This is a genomic window from Streptococcus oralis, from assembly GCF_026782085.1.
Classification (GTDB): Bacteria; Bacillota; Bacilli; order Lactobacillales; family Streptococcaceae; genus Streptococcus; species Streptococcus oralis_DA.
Map to the genome: position 1 here is coordinate 1,292,533 of NZ_JAKUVW010000004.1, position 18,808 is coordinate 1,311,340.

Genomic DNA, 18,808 nt, shown 5'->3' on the forward strand with positions numbered 1-18,808 from the left:
ACAAAAAGAACTCCTGAAATTCAGGAGTTCTTTTTTACTACTTACATAGAGTAGTTTGGCGCTTCATTAGTGATTTGCACATCGTGTGGATGGCTTTCTTTTAGGCCAGCCCCAGACATTTCGATAAATTGAGCATTGTCATGCAATTCTTTAAGGTTAGCTGCACCACAGTAACCCATACCAGAGCGAATACCACCAATCATTTGGAAGACAATATCAGCTGCTGCGCCTTTATAGGCAACACGGCCTTCAATTCCTTCTGGAACGAGTTTGTTTGCTTCATTGACCGCACCTTGGAAGTAACGGTCACTTGAACCTTTCTTCATTGCAGCGATTGATCCCATACCACGATAAGTCTTAAACTTACGCCCTTGGAAGATTTCCGTTTCTCCTGGAGCTTCATCTGTTCCAGCAAACATTGATCCAAGCATAACTGCATTCCCACCTGCAGCAAGGGCTTTTACAATATCTCCAGAGTACTTGATTCCACCATCAGCAATGATTGTTTTACCATATTCACGCGCAACAGCTGCTGCATCATAGATTGCTGTCACTTGTGGGACACCAACTCCTGCAATCACACGAGTGGTACAGATAGAACCTGGTCCAATACCGACTTTGACAACATCTACACCTGCATCATAAAGAGCACGCGCACCTTCTGCAGTGGCAATATTACCCGCAATCAAAGTGCGGTCTGGGAAGTGAACACGAATTTCAGCAATTTTACGTAGAACACCAGCAGAGTGACCATGAGCAGTATCAATAACAATTGCATCAGCTCCTGCTTCAAAAAGGGCTTCGGCACGTTCAAATGTATCTGAAGTGACACCTACCGCTCCAGCAACTAGAAGACGACCAAACTCATCTTTTGCAGCATTTGGAAACTCAATAACTTTTTCAATGTCCTTAATAGTAATCAAGCCAGAAAGACGACCTTCTTCATCCACTAAAGGAAGTTTTTCAATACGGTGTTCTTGAAGAATGCTTTCAGCTGTTGCAAGGTCTGTACCAACAGGAGCAGTAACAAGATTTTCACTGGTCATATGGTTTGAGATTGGCTGATTGTAATCTGAAATAAAACGAAGATCTCGATTTGTTAGAATACCAACCAATTTACGATTTTCAAGTGTCTCCACAACTGGAACACCACTAATACGGTAACGTCCCATCAGTTCATCTGCTTCAGCAATCGTGTGTTCTGGAGTCAAAAAGAATGGATCAATAATAACACCATTTTCAGAACGTTTTACCTTGCGAACTTCATCTGCCTGTTGCGCAATAGACATATTTTTATGGATTACTCCAAGACCACCTGCACGAGCAATGGCAATAGCCATTTGACTTTCTGTGACTGTATCCATGGCGGCTGTTATAATTGGGATATTTAAAGTCAAATTATCTGCCAATTTTGTTGTTAAATCTGCATCATTAGGCAACACATGACTTTCTGCTGGAATGAGCAATACATCATCAAAGGTAAAACCTTTTTTTAAAAATTTAGTATCCCAATTAGACATTGAAGTTTCCTCTTTTCTTTCTTTTTGAGCTTGACTCTTTTTGTATTGTATCTATCATACCATTCTATGAAAATTTGTCAATTATATTTATGGTAGAAATCATAAAAAAACTATCCCTGTGATCCTATGGAAGAGATAGTTTTACGATTCATATTTTATCTATAATTTAAAATAATTTAGTCCCATTGCTCCCTTAACTTCAGATAGAGTTTGCTCCGCAACCTCACGTGCTTTCTCACTACCTTTTTGAAGCATATTGTACACTTCTCCCATATCCTTAGCAAATTCGATACGGCGCTCACGAATAGGGCCAAGTTCGCGTTCTAATATTTCAAGTAGATAACGTTTCGTCTTTACATCACCAAGACCACCACGTTGATAGTTTTCTTTCATCTCTGCAATGTCTTGAGCATCTTCTGGACGACCAAACACATCTAGATAATGGAAAACCATATTTCCTTCAATCTTACCTGGATCCTCCACTCGAATATGATCCGGATCAGTATACATGCTCATGACTTTTTTACGCAACGTATCTGCATCATCTGCTAGATAAATACCATTATTAAGGGATTTAGACATTTTAGCATTTCCATCTAAACCAGGCAAACGTCCTGCTCTCTCATTTTCTGGATAAATACCTTCCGGCTCCACCAAGACCTCACAATTATAAGCATGATTAAAGGAACGAACAATCTCACGAGTTTGCTCAATCATTGGTTTCTGATCTGTCCCAACAGGAACATAATTAGCCTTGAAGGCAGTAATATCTGCTGCTTGCGCAATCGGATAAACCAAAAATCCTGTCGGAATACTTTCTCCAAACCCTTTCTGAGCAATCTCTGTTTTTACTGTCGGATTCCGTTCCAAACGAGCTAGTGACACCAAATTCATATAGTACATAGATAATTCAGCCAACTCTGGAATTTGGCTTTGAATAAAGATAGTTGATTTACTTGGATCTAATCCAACTGCTAGGTAATCTAAGGCAACATTCCCAATCGATTCTACAATCGTTTGAGGGTCTTTGGCGTGATCTGTCAATGCTTGTTGGTCCGCCAAAAAAACAAACATGTCATACTTATCTTCTTCCTGTAGTAACACTCTATTTTTTAGACTACCAACATAATGTCCAATATGCAGTTTACCTGTTGGGCGGTCTCCTGTTAAAATAATGGGTTTCGTCATTTTTTTCTCCTTCGAAATGGTCTCTTCAATTATAGCATTTTTTTGTTAAAATAACAGAAAATTATTAAAATCAAACAACTAACTCATTGTAAACAGATCTGTAAACTTAATTGACACAAAATTGACAAACAAAAATTTGAATATTTCTCTCTTTTCTAGTAGAATAAATATATTACATATTATAGGAGAAAAACATTGCTTACAGTATCTGATGTTTCACTACGTTTTAGTGATCGCAAACTTTTTGATGATGTCAATATCAAATTTACAGAAGGAAATACATACGGATTAATTGGTGCTAATGGTGCTGGGAAGTCTACATTCTTAAAAATCTTAGCTGGTGATATCGAGCCAACAACTGGTCACATCTCTCTTGGTCCAGATGAACGTCTCTCTGTTCTCCGTCAAAATCATTTTGACTATGAAGATGAGCGAGTTATTGATGTCGTTATTATGGGAAATGAAAAACTTTACAACATCATGAAAGAAAAAGACGCCATTTACATGAAGGAAGATTTTTCAGATGAAGATGGTGTTCGTGCAGCCGAACTCGAAGGTGAATTTGCTGAACTTGGAGGTTGGGAAGCAGAAAGTGAAGCGTCTCAACTACTTCAAAACCTAAACATTCCAGAAGAATTGCACTATCAAAACATGAGCGAATTAGCCAATGGTGAAAAAGTGAAGGTTCTCCTTGCTAAAGCCTTATTTGGTAAACCTGATGTTCTTCTTTTGGACGAGCCAACCAATGGTTTAGATATCCAATCGATTACTTGGTTAGAAGACTTCTTGATTGATTTTGATAACACCGTTATCGTAGTATCCCACGACCGTCACTTCTTAAACAAAGTGTGTACTCATATGGCCGACCTTGACTTTGGAAAAATCAAACTCTATGTCGGAAACTATGACTTTTGGAAGGAATCTTCTGAACTCGCTGCTAAATTGCTAGCAGACCGTAATGCCAAGGCAGAAGAAAAAATTAAGCAATTGCAAGAATTCGTTGCTCGCTTCTCTGCCAACGCTTCTAAGTCAAGACAAGCAACGTCTCGTAAAAAAATGCTTGACAAGATTGAATTAGAAGAGATTGTGCCATCTAGTCGTAAATATCCATTTATCAACTTTAAAGCAGAACGTGAGATTGGTAATGATCTCTTGACAGTAGAAAATTTAACTGTAAAGATTGATGGCGAAACTATCCTAGACAATATTAGTTTCATCTTGCGTCCAGGTGACAAGACTGCTCTTATTGGACAAAATGACATCCAAACGACTGCATTAATTCGCGCCATTATGGGTGACATCGACTATGAAGGAACTGTCAAGTGGGGAGTTACTACTAGCCGTTCTTACTTGCCAAAAGACAACTCGGCTGATTTTGCAGGAGGAGAGTCAATCCTTGACTGGCTGCGTCAATTTGCAAGTAAAGAAGAAGATGACAATACCTTCCTACGTGGTTTCCTTGGTCGTATGCTCTTCTCTGGTGATGAGGTTAACAAACCTGTAAACGTCTTGTCAGGGGGAGAAAAAGTACGTGTCATGCTTTCAAAACTCATGCTCTTGAAATCAAATGTCCTTGTACTTGATGATCCAACAAATCACTTGGACTTGGAATCTATCTCAAGCTTGAACGATGGATTGAAAAACTTTAAAGAATCAATCATCTTTGCCAGTCATGACCACGAGTTTATCCAAACTTTGGCAAACCATATCATTGTTTTGTCTAAGAATGGCGTCATTGATCGTATTGATGAAACCTACGATGAATTCCTAGAAAATGCAGAAGTACAAGCAAAAGTTAAAGAACTTTGGAAAGATTAAATAAGACTTCAAAACTCAGTTGGGGTAACCAACTGAGTTTTCTATCATTCTACGAGGTAACATGAAATCATTTTTTAAAACATATTGGACCTATTTTGTTTCTTTCATCATTCCTTTAGTAATTATGACTGGAGGATACCTAACTCAAGGTATCTACTGGAATAGCGATGCATCTCCACTATTAGGAGACGGTTTCCATCAATACGTTATTTTTGATGTAGCTTTACGAAATATTCTGCATGGAAATGGCAGTTTGTTTTACACCTTTACAAGTGGCCTCGGACTGAATTTCTATGCTCTATCTAGTTATTACTTGGGCAGTTTTCTTTCACCCCTAGTTTACTTTTTTAATCTGTTGAATATGCCAGATGCTGTCTATCTAACCACTCTCTTAAAATTTGGATTGATTGGTCTGTCAACCTTCTTTAGTCTAAATAGATTATTTAAAGATATCCCAAAATTTTTAAAACTTGCCTTATCTACTTCCTATGCTCTAATGAGCTTCACTATCAGTCAGTTAGAGATTAAAACCTGGCTAGATGTTTTTATCTTGATTCCTTTAATTATAACTGGTTTACACCTACTTATAACACAAAAGAAGCGCCTACTATACTTTACAAATTTGTCAATCTTATTTATTCAAAATTATTATTTTGGGTATATGACAGCATTGTTTCTTATTTTCTGGTATCTCTGCCAAATTTCTTGGGACTTTAAAACTCGAAAATCATCTTTTCTTGATTTTGTTGTTACCTCCTTTTTAGCTGGAATGGCTAGTTTGATTATGACTCTTCCTACACTGTTTGATTTACAAACTCATGGAGAGAAGTTGACTGCCATCACAAAATTAAAGACAGATAGTAGCTGGTATTTGGATATTTTTGCAAAACAATTCATTGGATCTTTTGATACAACTAAATATGGATCTATACCAATGATTTTTGTTGGATTGCTTCCTTTTATTTTAACCATTCTATTTTTCACAATAAAATCCATAAGGTTTCACGTGAAACTTACCTATGCAATTTTCTTTACTTTTTTAATAACAAGCTTTTACATAGAAGCACTTGATTTATTTTGGCAAGGGATGCATACCCCAAATATGTTTTTGCATCGCTATGCTTGGATTTTTTCAACTCTGTTAATTTATACTGCAGCAGAAGTCTTAAATCGTTTGAAAGAACTGAAGCTATGGAATCTATTTGTCTCACTTTTTCTTGTACTAACAGGATTTTTGGCTACTGTCTATTTTAAATCACACTATTCTTTTTTAACTGATTTGAATATCCTGCTCACTCTTGAATTTCTACTAGTTTATGCTCTTTTACTTCTTGCAGTCATTAGAAAATTTATCTCTGTAAATCTATTTGCAATTCTTTTGTCTTTATTTATAACGGCTGAGATAAGCTTAAATGCATCATCTCAAATGGAAGGAATAGCTAAAGAATGGGCCTTTGCTTCTCGTAGCGCCTATAATAGAGATATCACTGCTATGGAATCCATTCTAAACCAAATTGACAATTCATTTACACGTACTGAAAAACTGCAAATTCAGACTGGAAATGACAGTATGAAATTTAACTACAATGGAATCTCTCAATTTTCGTCTGTACGAAATCGTTCAGCTAGCACTAGTTTGGATAAACTGGGATTCAAATCCTCTGGAACCAACCTTAATCTCCGTTATGCAAATAACAGTCTTTTAGCAGACAGTTTATTTGGAATCCAATACAATATTTCTGAAACTTCACTTGATAAGTATGGCTTTCAAGAGATTTATCAAAAGGATCATTTAACCTTATATAAAAATCAACTCTCTTTACCCATTGCCTTTGCCACTCAATCTATTTACACAGATGTAAACTTTAACAATCACACTCTAGATAATCAGGCTTTATTTATAAACCAGCTTGCTAATCTCAACTTAGATTACTTCTCCCAAATAGCATCTGGTAAAACAGATACTTCAGATGGTTTAACCAGCATCACAGGTTCTGCGAATGAAGATGCAAAGATTGATTATCAAATTGAGGTTCCTCAAAATAGTCAAGTCTATCTCTCTTTTTCAAATCTTCATTTTACAAACGATAAGCAAAAGAAAGTTGACATCATTGTCAATGGAGAAAAAAAGACTTTTACAACTGACAATGCATTTAATTTCTTTAATTTAGGTTATACTGAAGAACAAAAAACTTTCAATATCAGTGTTAGTTTCCCTGGAAATTCTCAGGTGTCATTTGAAGCTCCAACCTTCTATCGTTTAGATACTCAGGCCCTAACTGAAGCAATCCAAAAAATTAAAGAACAACCTGTAGAAGTATCCACCTCTAAAAATAAAGTCTTTGCTACATATGAAGTCAAACAAGATACCTCTATTTTCTTCACTATTCCTTATGACAAAGGTTGGTCTGCATACCAGGATGGGAAAAAACTTGAAATCAAGCAGGCTCAAACTGGTTTTATGAAAGTTGATGTTCCAAAGGGAAAAGGCACCATTACACTTTCCTTTATCCCCAATGGTTTTGTTATTGGAGCAGCCTGCTCACTAACTGCCCTTCTTCTTTTTGGGATCTATAATCACATACGAAATTTATCTAAGACAGAAAAAGATTGACCAAGGAATTGGTCAATCTTTTTAATCTTCTTCCATTTTCTTAGGTTGATAAGCTAGCATACCTAAAGCAGCAAAGAAAACTAGTGTTATAATAAGGAAAATCACTTGGTGATGAATATTTCCTGTCATAGAGATTGTTTGTCGTAAACCTGATACAGAGTAACTCATTGGTAACCAAGGATTGACACCCTTAAAGAAATCATTTGTTAAAGCAAGGGGATAGGTCCCTGCACTTGATGCTAACTGTAATAAAAGTAAAATAAGAGAGAAGAAAGCTCCAATACGGCTATTCCAAGTTGTTAAAGCTGTCACCATAGACATGAAAGCTAAACTTGTGATTATAATTAGAATCAAGGTCCTCATCTCATGGTTCGCAGTCAATCCAATAAGATGGACACCTCCATAAACTAAAACACCTGCTAAGACAGCTATAATCCCATTTATTTCAGAGCGAGACTTCAACCAAGCCCAACGACTCTCTGGATGACGTCCAGAAGGCAACTTAGCAAAAATCATATTGGTAGATATAGCAGCAACAAAAAGAGCAACTGATATCATATAAGGAGCCATAGCAATCCCATTTACAGGGACTTGGTCATTGTCTGTTTTTGAGAGAACTAGAGGTTCAGATAATGTTTCTGCATTTTTAGATTCTGTCGAAGCTGATTTAAGTTGAGTATTTGCATTACCTAATCCTTGTCCTAATGAATCAACTCCTGTCTGTAAATCTTCAAGACTAGAGGTTAAGGTTGTTCCACCATCTGCTAGTTTTCCAGCACCATCTGCAATCTTCATAGCGCCACTTCCTAGTTGAGATGCTGCAGAAAGTAACTGTGTTGATTTATCTGTTAATTGACCAGAGCCAAATTGTAATGTAGTAATACCTGCTATCAGCTCTGGGTTCTTATTATTCAATTGTGCAGAACCAGTTGACAAGCTTTCTATACCTGATACTAATTCTGGAGCTTTTCCAGCTAACGCATCTACTCCAGCTGTCAAGTTTGATGTATTTTCTGTCAACTTACTTGATCCAGAAACTAATTGATCTAGACTAGTTGTTAAACTTACATTCTTTTCACTTAGTTGATTAGCACCTATAGAAATAGTATCCAGTCCTTTAGTATAGTTTACAACTCCTTTTTCAATTGACTGACTTCCAGGAACTAACTGATTATTTACAGAAGTTTGTAATGTTGCAAATCCATTTGACAAGGTTGTCAAGGAGCTAGATGCTGCAGGTAAGAGTTGATTTGCTTTCGTCTGCACATCAGATAGATTAGATACTTGTTGTTCTGAATTCTCTATACTTTCTTTTAATCCCCCTACTGTCGTTAAAATTGTTTTTGCTGACTCAATAGTAGAATTAGAATTTTTAGAAACAGCTTCAGTCAGTTCTTTCTTTTGTTCCTCTGTGAGAGATTGATAAGTAGCTGTTGATTGAAGGTTAGCAATAGTTTTCTCTTGTTCTGTCTGACTTTTGGTCACAATATCCTGAGCAAGAGTTGTTAGATTTGGCAAAGCTTCTGACAATGTACTTTTCAGTTGAGTATTATCTGATATTGTAAGAGCTTGTAGTGTTTTATTTAGTTCTCCTAAGCTTGTTGCCAATTGCGCTATTTCTTCACTTTGTTGAGATGAGGACTCTAATTGGCTTGAAATTTCTTTAATACCAGTATTTAATTGCTCCATTCCATCTCTTAGTGTATCTGATTGATTGGATAATTGACTTGTTCCGTTAGAAAGTTCTTTTACACTACTTGTATAAGCATTTACACCAACTGAAAATTGATTGAGACCTGTATCCAATTGTGAAACCCCACTTGTGTAGGACTTTATACCTGTATTTAGCTGATTTACACCTGTCACCAACTCAGGAGTTTTTGAAACTAATTGATCAAGTCCAGTGTCAACCTGTGAGACAGCATTTGTATAACTTTGTAAACCACTATTAAAAGTTCCTAAACCAATATGTAATTGCTCTATAGCAGACACATAGCTAGATAAGCCTTTTGTAAATTGATCAGCTCCATTTGAAAAAGTTACACTTGAGTTAGCTAGAGTATTAAGATTTGTCGTCAATGTTTGACTTCCCGTCACCAACTGATTTGCTCCATTATCCAATTGTTCACTTCCATCAGCTGCCTTGTTTATCCCAGACTTCAAATCATTCATTTTTTTAAATAGAGTCTTGGTATACGTTTCAGTAACATTAGTAGAAACGGTTTGTTTTAATTGTGTCATAGCAGAATCACTCATCTTACTTGCAATAAAACTATGCCCACTTGACGTCTGATAATCAATCTGCATCTGTTCAGGATGATTTGTTAGGATAGAAGTAGCCTTTTCAGATAAGTCACTTGGTAAAGTTACTACCATGTAGTAGTCACCATCTTCTAAACCTTTTTCCCCTTCCTCTTCATTAACAAAATGAAAATCTAAAGTCTTATTTTCTTTTAAATTAGACACCATGTCTTCACCTATTGTCATTGTTTGTCCATTATAAGATGCTTCCTTATCTTTATTGACAACTGCAACAGGTAGCTCTGATAATTTCCCATAAGGATCCCACATGGACGATAAAAATATAATGTTGTATAGAGCTGGAATGAGAGAAATTCCTATCATTACAATGATAAAGGTCGGTTTTTTAAATATTGCTTTCCATTCTTTAAACATGTTTCCTCCTTTTTTACACATATTGTCTAAAATTTTGATATAATAGATTATACATCAAAAAATCCAAATTACAAGGTAAAAAATACTTTTTTAGACACATAGTCTATTTTTGTGTACGAGGAGAAATTATGAAAGAAAGTAACAAACGCTTAAAAACAAAACGTATTATCGAGAATGCCATGGTTCAATTATTGATGGACTACCCCTTTGATCAAATTAGTACTGTCAAGTTAGCTAAAAAAGCCGGAATTAGTCGTTCCAGCTTTTACACTCACTACAAGGATAAGTATGATATGATTGAACTCTACCAAAGTAAGCTATTTCATACCTTTGAGTATATTTTCCAAAAACATGCTCATCACAAAAGAGATGCTATTTTAGAAGTATTTGAATATTTAGAGTCTGAGCCACTCTTGGCTGCACTCTTATCTGAAAATGGGACAAAAGAAATCCAAAATTTCTTGAGAAATAAGCTTCACATTATGCTTAGCACCGATCTTCAGAAACGCTTTATGAAATTACAACTCACTCCAATAGAATTAGAATACAGCAGTATTTATCTAACAAATGCCCTATTTGGTGTTTGCCAGACTTGGATTGCTCACGGAAAAAAAGAAAGTCCGCAAGAAATGACAGACTTCCTTATGAAAATGTTAGGTGATGTCAACTAAAAAAAGAACACCAATGGTGTTCTTTTTATCTGACTCCGCCAGTAGGACTCGAACCTACGACATCATGATTAACAGTCATGCGCTACTACCAACTGAGCTATGGCGGATAAAATAGTCCGTACGGGATTCGAACCCGTGTTACCGCCGTGAAAAGGCGGTGTCTTAACCCCTTGACCAACGGACCATCTATCTGTAGCAGATATAACCATTATATCAATTTCTTACTAATTGTCAATCACTTTTTAGATTTTTTCTCTAGAATATCTTTTAGTTTGCGGACTTTTAAACGAGTAATCGGACAACGATGATCTTCATAAAAGACAACTTCTAAATTCTTTCGATCAATTTCTCTCACATTTCCCACATTGACAAGGAAAGATTTATGGGAGCAATAAAATCGCTGGGTATGTTTGTCCTTTTCCTGAATATCTGTCATAGTTCCATAGAATTCTTTTGCAAAATTCTTACCAATAATCCGAAGTTTATGAGAAACTCCTGTGGTTTCGATATACAAAATGTCATGGTAAGGAATTTTCAAATCATTTCCTTTATAGTTATAATCAAAATAGTCTACAACATCTTCGTTTTCAAGCAGCATGCTCTTAGTATAAAAAATACTCTGCTCAATGCGTTTTTTGAACAATTCATCATTGATATCTTTATCAACAAAATCTAGGGCTGATACCTGGTATTTGTACGTTAAGGTAGCAAATTCAGATCGACTGGTAATAAAGACAATAATAGCATAAGGATTGTGATGACGGATAAACTGAGCCACTTCAAAGCCTTTTTTCTCGATTCCATGAATATCGATATCTAGGAAATAAAGCTGGTTTACTTCATCATTTTCAATATATTCCTTAAACTCACGAACTTTTCCTGTTGTCTTATATGAAATAGGAATATTCGATTCTTCCGAGATTTCATTTAATATTCTCTCTAGTCTCACTTGATGTTCAATAACATCTTCTAAAATTAATACTTTCATTCGAATTCCCTCTTAAATCTAATAATTTGTCTGAATGTGTTGTCTTCCATCTCAGTTTCTAAGATAATGTTGTCATACTTATCTAAGATCTCTTTGACATTATTAAGTCCTAAACCTCTATTTCTTCCCTTAGTAGAGAAACCTAAGGCAAATAGGTCCTCTGAAGGCGTCATAGTTATTTTGCATGAATTCTGGATAACTATAACTGTTTCAAAATCCATTTTAATGACTGCAACTTCCATTTGTTTCAAATAACTATCTGCAGCACCTTCAACAGCATTGTTTAATAAAATGCTCATGATACGAACAAGATCAAGTAAATCTATTGACAGTCTAGTAATGATATCCTTTACTTCCAATGTAAACTCTACATCATTTTTTCGTGCATAGACAATCGATTGAGCAATTAAACTTCGTAAAGCAGAATCTTCTATATTATTTAAATCAAAGTAAGTATATTTTTCTGACCTCAATTTCTGATTTGCTTTTACTAAGACTTCATTGTAAACCCTGTTAATTTCTTGTAAATCTCCACTGTCAATCGCCATTTGCATGCTGACAAGCATCCCTGCATAGTCATGACGAAAACCTCGAATTTCATTATACAACTCCACAATTTCGTCAGTATAAGTCTGTAAATGTTTTTGTTCAAATTTCTTTTGTTTTAGAGCAATCTCTTTTTCAATTTGAACCTTGTGAGAATTCATTGCAAAGAAAATCAATAACAAGCAAATAAAAACAATGGTTGATAAAATACTTCCGAAGCTATTTAAATGATGAGTTGTACTTACTATATCTGAAATAAACAATAAGATATGTAAACCAAAGAAAGCAACTATTACTTTTTTTAAAAAAGGGTACAGATAATCTTTATCAAAATATTTAATTTCCAGATGAAAATAACGAATTATTATTAGAATAGAAAAATAAGTCATCAACAATACTACTAAAAGGAATGTACTTTTATAGTGTAATACTACTTCATCTCCTGTTATAGAAGATAAGGTTACGGATATAAAAGTATGAGTACTGTGATATAATAAAGACAATAGTAAACTGATAAAAATAGCTTTGTATTTTTCAGACTTCTTTAACTTTCTTAAATAAAGGTACACAACCAAAGGAAATAAAAATTTAGACAAAGCAAAACTATTAGAAAATACTAGTGTAATAATTTCTTCAAGTATAAAAACTGAGATACATGTGTAACAGAAAAAAACAATTTGTTCTTTTCTATTTATTTTACAAATCCATTCATAACTTTTGCTAATGATGAGAAAATAAAAAATAGCTATCCCTAATCCAAATAAATCCATTACTCTCTACCTTTATTTCATTACTTTCTTCTTGGAAAAATAAGATTACGAATTGTTTCTGAAATTCTCCAATCTCCACCCCGAATCTCCTGCAATTCTGCCTCTGTTACTTCTTTAAATTGTTCCAACTTTACTGTATTTTTCATAATGAAATCTCCTGTATTATTTTTTCTTGTAAGTTAACTTACACATCTATTATACAAAATGAAGACCATGTAAGAAAAAATTCTTCCCAACTGTACATTTTTGCACCTGAAACGCACTTTTTTAAGAAAAAAGCTGGGATTTACCCCAGCTTCACATCTAAAATTGATCCCAGCAGGATTCGAACCTGCGACCGTTCGCTTAGAAGGCGAATGCTCTATCCAGCTGAGCTATGAGACCTAACATGACCATTCTATCAAAAAACAAGAGCTAAGTCAATCTTCTATTTGTGGTAAGGAGAACCCTGTTGAATTGTAAAAGCACGGTAAATTTGTTCAACTAAAACCAATCTCATTAACTGATGTGGTAATGTCAGACGTCCAAAACTGACAGAAAGATTGGCCCTATTTTTTACAACAGGAGCTAGACCCAAACTTCCTCCAATGATAAAAGTAAGCGTTGAATATCCTTTGATAGAAGCTTGCTCTAGTTGCTTACTAAATTCCTCTGAGGAGAGTGTTTTTCCTTCAATGGCTAGTACAACGACAAAGTCTCTTTCTCCAACCTTAGAAAGAATTCTTTCACCTTCTGTTTCCAAGATTTTTTGGTTTTCTAATTCACTGGCTTTGTCAGGTGTCTTCTCATCAGTGAGCTCAATCATTTCTAATTTGGCGAAACGTGAAATTCGTTTGACATATTCAGCAATTCCATCTTTAAGGTATTTTTCTTTTAATTTTCCTACTGTTACAATTTTTATTTTCATTCTTATATTCTATCATATCCACACTTCATTTCACATCTTATACACAAAAAAATAATTCAAAATTACTAGTGAATTCACAGAATAAAATGAGTTATCCACAACTTGTGTAAAACTTTAAGCTTTTAAGTTTGGATTAAGTTAATAGGTTTATAATCTGAGTAAATAAATAACAAACGGAGGCGTTTATGAAACACTTACAAAAATTTTACAAAAAGGGAGTTAAAGTTCTTGTAATCATTCTAATCGGATTTTTAAGTGGTGCCTTAGGAAGTTTCGTAACATTACAACTTTATCAAAAACAAGGAAATCAAGCTACGAATAATAATTCTGGCACTGTCACTCAAACATCCTATAAAAATGAAAACTCAACCACTCAAGCAGTAAATAAAGTTAAGGATGCTGTTGTCTCAATCATTACTTATTCTTCTTCTAGCAGTAGACAAAGTAGTGTATTTAATGGTGATGAAACTAATTCTGATTCAGACAATCAACAAATCGCAAGTGAGGGATCAGGTGTTATCTATAAAAAGGATGATAAAGATGCCTATCTTGTAACTAATACTCACGTTATCAATGGAGCTTCAAAAGTTGATATCCGCTTAGCAGATGGTACCAAGATTCCTGGTGAAATTGTCGGATCTGATACCTTCTCTGATATTGCTGTCGTTAAAATTTCTTCAGAAAAAGTTACAACAGTAGCAGAATTTGGGGATTCAAGTCAACTTAGTGTTGGAGAAACAGCGATTGCTATCGGTAGTCCTCTAGGTTCAGAATATGCTAATACAGTTACACAGGGAATCATCTCGAGTCTTAATCGAAATGTTTCTCTAAAATCTGAAGATGGTCAAGCTATTTCAACAAAAGCCATTCAAACAGATACGGCCATTAACCCTGGTAACTCTGGTGGTCCACTTGTAAACATTCAAGGACAAGTAATTGGTATAACATCAAGTAAAATTGCAAGTAATGGTGGAACATCTGTAGAAGGTCTTGGTTTTGCAATTCCTTCAAACGATGCTCAAAATATCATTAAACAGCTTGAAAGTGATGGTAAAGTGACTCGTCCTGCTCTTGGAATTCAAATGGTCAATCTATCAAATGTTGGAGCTAGTGATCTTAGAAAACTTAACATTCCAAGTGGCCTCACTTCAGGTGTAGTTGTTCGATCTGTTCAAAACAATATGCCAGCAAATGGACATCTTCAAAAATACGATGTCATTACCAAAGTTGACGACAAAGAGATTGCTTCATCAACAGACCTACAACACGCTCTTTACAATCATGCTATTGGAGATACTATCAAAGTAACCTACTACCGTAACGGTAAGGAGGAAACTACCTCAATTAAACTAGATAAGAATTCTGGTGATTTAGAGTCTTAATTGACATCAGTGTAAAGAAAACTTTACAGAAAGTAAAAGATATGTTAGTGTAGAATCATGGAAAAATTTGAAATGATTTCTATCTCTGAAATACAAAAGAATCCTTACCAACCTCGGAAAGAATTTGATGTAGAAAAATTAAAGGAATTGGCTCAGTCAATCAACGAAAATGGGCTCATCCAACCAATCATCGTTCGTCAATCTCCTGTAATTGGTTATGAAATCCTTGCAGGAGAGAGACGATATCGGGCTTCTCTCTTGGCTGGTCTGACTTCTATTCCAGCCGTTGTAAAGCACCTCTCAGATCAGGAAATGATGATCCAGTCAATCATTGAGAATTTGCAGAGAGAAAATTTAAATCCTGTTGAAGAGGCACGCGCCTACGAATCTTTAGTAGAAAAAGGATTTACTCACACCCAGATAGCGGATAAAATGGGGAAATCTCGTCCTTATATCACTAATTTTATTCGTTTGCTTTCCCTACCAGAGTATATCTTAACTGAAGTAGAAAATGGAAAAATTTCTCAAGCGCATGCACGTTCTCTAGTTGGTTTAGACAAAGAGCAGCAAGACTATTTCTTCCAACTAATCAAAAATGAAGATATTTCTGTGAGAAAGTTAGAAGCACTTCTTACAGAGAAAAAACAAAAGAAGCAAAAAAAAAGTGATTCTTTCATCAAAGACGAAGAAGATAAATTAAAAAAACTACTCGGTTTAAGTGTAGAAATTAAACTTTCAAAAAAAGATACTGGAAAGATTATTATCTCCTTTTCAAGTCAAGAAGAATACGATAGAATTATTAACAGCCTGAAATAAGGCTGTTCTTTTATTTTCTCAACCCACAAATTTATCCACCTATTTTTTTATCAAAAAGCCCACTAAATCAAGGATTTTTCTTTTTATGCCCAACCTGTGGATAAATACTGTTAACATTGTGGATTCTTTTCCCCAATCTGTGGAAAAATCCTACTATCTATGGTAAAATAAGTCTAGCACTAAACTACTAAAATCATAGTAAAGGAGGAAAACTAGTTGAAAGAAAAGCAATTTTGGAATCGTATTTTAGAATTTGCTCAAGAAAGATTGACTCGATCTATGTATGATTTCTATGCTACACCTGCTGAACTCATCAAAGTAGAAGAAAACACAGCTACTATATTTCTACCTAGATCAGAGATGGAAATGGTGTGGGAAAAGCAATTAAAAGATATTATTATTGCTGCTGGTTTTGAAATTTATGATTCTGAAATCAAACCTCACTATATTTTCACTAAACCTCAGAGCACAGAATCTCCTCAAGTAAATGATACGAATAGTGTCTCTACTTACGATTACACACCTGCACTACCAACGATTCCCTATTCCGAAACAGGGTTAAAAGAAAAATATACCTTTGATAACTTTATTCAAGGTGATGGGAATGTTTGGGCAGTGTCTGCTGCACTAGCTGTATCTGAAGATTTAGCTCTGACCTATAATCCTCTTTTCATCTATGGAGGACCTGGTCTTGGAAAGACTCACTTGCTCAATGCGATTGGAAATGAGATTTTGAAAAATATTCCTGATGCGCGTGTCAAGTACATTCCTGCCGAAAGCTTTATCAATGACTTTCTTGAACACTTAAGACTTGGGGAAATGGAAAAGTTCAAAAAGACTTACCGTAGTCTTGATCTCTTATTGATCGATGATATCCAATCTCTCAGTGGCAAAAAAGTCGCGACCCAGGAAGAATTTTTCAATACCTTCAATGCTCTTCATGATAAACAGAAACAGATTGTCCTAACCAGTGATCGAAGTCCTAAACACCTAGAAGGACTTGAAGAGAGACTTGTCACGCGCTTTAGCTGGGGATTGACGCAAAATATCACTCCTCCTGACTTTGAGACACGTATCGCCATTCTTCAAAGTAAAACAGAGCACTTGGATTACCATTTTCAAAGTGATACTCTAGAGTACTTGGCTGGCCAATTTGATTCAAATGTTCGAGAATTGGAAGGAGCAATCAACGATATCACTTTAATTGCCAGAGTGAAGAAGATTAAGGATATCACTATTGATATTGCTGCGGAAGCTATTAGAGCACGTAAGCAAGACGCCCGCCAGATACTTGTTATTCCAATTGAGAAAATCCAAACTGAAGTTGGTAATTTTTATGGAGTGAGTGTCAAAGAAATGAAGGGTACGAGACGAGTTCAAAATATCGTTTTAGCGCGTCAAGTTGCTATGTATCTAGCTAGAGAACTGACAGATAACAGTCTTCCAAAAATCGGAAAAGAATTTGGCGGAAAGGATCACACCACCGTGATTCATGCCCATGCTAAAATCAAATCATTGATTGACGAAGACGATAATTTACGTTTAGAAATAGAAGCAATCAAAAAGAAAATTAAGTAGCTTGTGGATAAGTTTTCCTTTCTTATCTTTTTTATCCACATTTTTTAAACAGCTAAGAAGCTTGAATTTACTAAATAGAAATCAGTTTTTCCACAGAATTCACACACTCTATTATTACTATTAACTTTCTAATACTAAAAATAAATAAAGGAGAATCCATGATTCATTTTTCAATTAATAAAAATTTATTTCTACAGGCCTTAAATACTACAAAACGAGCTATAAGCTCTAAAAATGCTATTCCAATTTTATCAACAATCAAAATTGATGTTACCAATGAAGGGATTACTTTAATTGGATCAAATGGGCAAATCTCCATTGAAAATTTCATTTCTCAAAAAAATGAAGATGCTGGTCTTTTGATTACTTCCTTAGGTTCGATTCTTCTTGAAGCCTCTTTCTTTATCAATGTTGTATCCAGTCTTCCAGATGTAACGCTAGATTTCAAAGAGATTGAACAAAAACAAATTGTCTTAACCAGTGGCAAATCAGAAATTACCCTAAAAGGAAAAGATAGCGAACAGTACCCACGTATTCAAGAAATTTCAGCAAGCACACCTTTGGTTCTTGAAACCAAACTACTCAAGAAAATTATCAATGAGACAGCTTTTGCTGCAAGTACGCAAGAAAGTCGCCCAATCTTAACAGGTGTTCACTTTGTATTGAGCCAACACAAAGAACTAAAAACAGTTGCGACAGACTCACACCGCCTTAGTCAAAAGAAATTGACTCTTGAAAAAAATGGTGATGATTTCGATGTAGTAATTCCTAGTCGTTCTCTACGCGAATTTTCAGCGGTATTTACAGATGATATTGAAACTGTAGAGATTTTCTTTGCAAATAATCAAATCCTCTTTAGAAGCGAAAATATTAGCTTTTACACTCGTCTCCTAGAAGGTAATTATCCTGATACAGATCGCTTGATTCCAACAGACTTTAACACTACAATTACTTTTGATGTGGTTAATTTGCGTCAATCTATGGAGCGTGCTCGCCTCTTATCAAGTGCGACTCAAAATGGTACTGTGAAGCTTGAAATTAAAGGTGGAGTTGTTAGTGCTCATGTTCACTCTCCTGAAGTTGGTAAAGTAAACGAAGAAATCGATACGGAGCAGGTGACCGGGGATGATTTGACTATTAGTTTCAACCCAACTTACTTGATTGATTCCCTCAAGGCTTTAAATAGCGAAAAGGTTACTATTAGCTTTATCTCAGCAGTTCGTCCATTTACTCTTGTACCAGCAGATACTGACGAAGACTTCATGCAGCTCATTACACCAGTTCGAACAAATTAAGTGAAAGAGGTTGAGCCTGGCTCGCCTCTTTTATGATAT

At 35.3% G+C, this 18,808-nt stretch carries 14 protein-coding genes and 3 tRNA genes; 7 read left to right on the forward strand and 10 right to left on the reverse strand.

The genetic code is table 11. The features are described from left to right. Positions 1–41: 41 nt before the first annotated feature. Positions 42–1,520 (reverse strand): IMP dehydrogenase, encoded by a 1,479-nt coding sequence (gene guaB / locus MK395_RS08360; protein WP_268711658.1) that lies wholly within the window; start codon positions 1,518–1,520, stop codon positions 42–44. A 159-nt stretch (positions 1,521–1,679) separates the two neighbouring features. Then, complete coding sequence (trpS, locus tag MK395_RS08365; protein WP_268711659.1) at positions 1,680–2,708, reverse strand: tryptophan--tRNA ligase; 1,029 nt, start codon at positions 2,706–2,708, stop codon at positions 1,680–1,682. Between the two features lie 195 nt (positions 2,709–2,903). Between trpS and MK395_RS08370 the strand changes: the two genes are divergently transcribed. Both MK395_RS08370 and MK395_RS08375 read left to right on the forward strand, forming a co-directional pair. Continuing rightward, positions 2,904–4,526, forward strand: coding sequence for an ATP-binding cassette domain-containing protein (locus tag MK395_RS08370; RefSeq protein ID WP_000958793.1), 1,623 nt, complete (start codon positions 2,904–2,906; stop codon positions 4,524–4,526). Positions 4,527–4,587: 61 nt separating this feature from the next. Next, positions 4,588–7,140, forward strand: a complete 2,553-nt coding sequence (locus MK395_RS08375) for a YfhO family protein (RefSeq protein ID WP_268711660.1) — start codon at positions 4,588–4,590, stop codon at positions 7,138–7,140. A gap of 21 nt (positions 7,141–7,161) precedes the next feature. Here MK395_RS08375 and MK395_RS08380 read toward each other — a convergent pair whose 3' ends face one another. Next, complete coding sequence (locus MK395_RS08380; RefSeq protein WP_125457051.1) at positions 7,162–9,816, reverse strand: YhgE/Pip domain-containing protein; 2,655 nt, start codon at positions 9,814–9,816, stop codon at positions 7,162–7,164. Positions 9,817–9,944: 128 nt separating this feature from the next. Here MK395_RS08380 and MK395_RS08385 point away from each other — a divergent pair, with 128 nt between their 5' ends. Further along, positions 9,945–10,487 carry a TetR/AcrR family transcriptional regulator gene (locus MK395_RS08385; RefSeq protein ID WP_139689634.1) on the forward strand — a complete coding sequence of 181 codons (543 nt, stop codon included), beginning with the start codon at positions 9,945–9,947 and terminating at the stop codon, positions 10,485–10,487. 33 nt (positions 10,488–10,520) lie between these two features. Here MK395_RS08385 and MK395_RS08390 read toward each other — a convergent pair. The 7 genes from MK395_RS08390 to rlmH all read right to left on the reverse strand — a co-directional run bounded on the left by MK395_RS08390 (position 10,521) and on the right by rlmH (position 13,698). Beyond that, a tRNA-Asn gene (locus tag MK395_RS08390) sits at positions 10,521–10,594 on the reverse strand. 5 nt (positions 10,595–10,599) lie between these two features. After that, positions 10,600–10,671 (reverse strand) — tRNA-Glu (locus tag MK395_RS08395). Positions 10,672–10,722: 51 nt separating this feature from the next. Beyond that, complete coding sequence (comE, locus tag MK395_RS08400; protein ID WP_000866079.1) at positions 10,723–11,475, reverse strand: competence system response regulator transcription factor ComE; 753 nt, start codon at positions 11,473–11,475, stop codon at positions 10,723–10,725. Beyond that, complete coding sequence (gene comD / locus MK395_RS08405; RefSeq protein ID WP_044019989.1) at positions 11,472–12,791, reverse strand: competence system sensor histidine kinase ComD; 1,320 nt, start codon at positions 12,789–12,791, stop codon at positions 11,472–11,474. Before comD ends, comE begins: the two co-directional genes overlap by 4 nt. A gap of 20 nt (positions 12,792–12,811) precedes the next feature. Continuing rightward, positions 12,812–12,937: a competence-stimulating peptide ComC gene (gene comC / locus MK395_RS08410; RefSeq protein WP_000799678.1), complete on the reverse strand. Its 126-nt coding sequence runs from the start codon at positions 12,935–12,937 to the stop codon at positions 12,812–12,814. 164 nt (positions 12,938–13,101) lie between these two features. Next, positions 13,102–13,175 (reverse strand) — tRNA-Arg (locus tag MK395_RS08415). Positions 13,176–13,218: 43 nt separating this feature from the next. Next, positions 13,219–13,698, reverse strand: coding sequence for a 23S rRNA (pseudouridine(1915)-N(3))-methyltransferase RlmH (gene rlmH / locus MK395_RS08420; protein ID WP_044019990.1), 480 nt, complete (start codon positions 13,696–13,698; stop codon positions 13,219–13,221). A 185-nt stretch (positions 13,699–13,883) separates the two neighbouring features. Between rlmH and MK395_RS08425 the strand changes: the two genes are divergently transcribed. From MK395_RS08425 to dnaN, 4 genes are all read left to right on the forward strand, one after another. Continuing rightward, positions 13,884–15,080 (forward strand): S1C family serine protease, encoded by a 1,197-nt coding sequence (locus MK395_RS08425; protein WP_268711661.1) that lies wholly within the window; start codon positions 13,884–13,886, stop codon positions 15,078–15,080. Between the two features lie 57 nt (positions 15,081–15,137). Next, positions 15,138–15,896 carry a ParB/RepB/Spo0J family partition protein gene (locus tag MK395_RS08430; RefSeq protein WP_268711662.1) on the forward strand — a complete coding sequence of 253 codons (759 nt, stop codon included), beginning with the start codon at positions 15,138–15,140 and terminating at the stop codon, positions 15,894–15,896. 216 nt (positions 15,897–16,112) lie between these two features. Beyond that, on the forward strand, positions 16,113–17,474 hold the full coding sequence (dnaA, locus tag MK395_RS08435) for a chromosomal replication initiator protein DnaA (RefSeq protein WP_000660625.1): 1,362 nt from the start codon (positions 16,113–16,115) through the stop codon (positions 17,472–17,474). Between the two features lie 158 nt (positions 17,475–17,632). Further along, positions 17,633–18,769 carry a DNA polymerase III subunit beta gene (dnaN, locus tag MK395_RS08440; RefSeq protein ID WP_000581146.1) on the forward strand — a complete coding sequence of 379 codons (1,137 nt, stop codon included), beginning with the start codon at positions 17,633–17,635 and terminating at the stop codon, positions 18,767–18,769. Positions 18,770–18,808 lie beyond the last annotated feature (39 nt).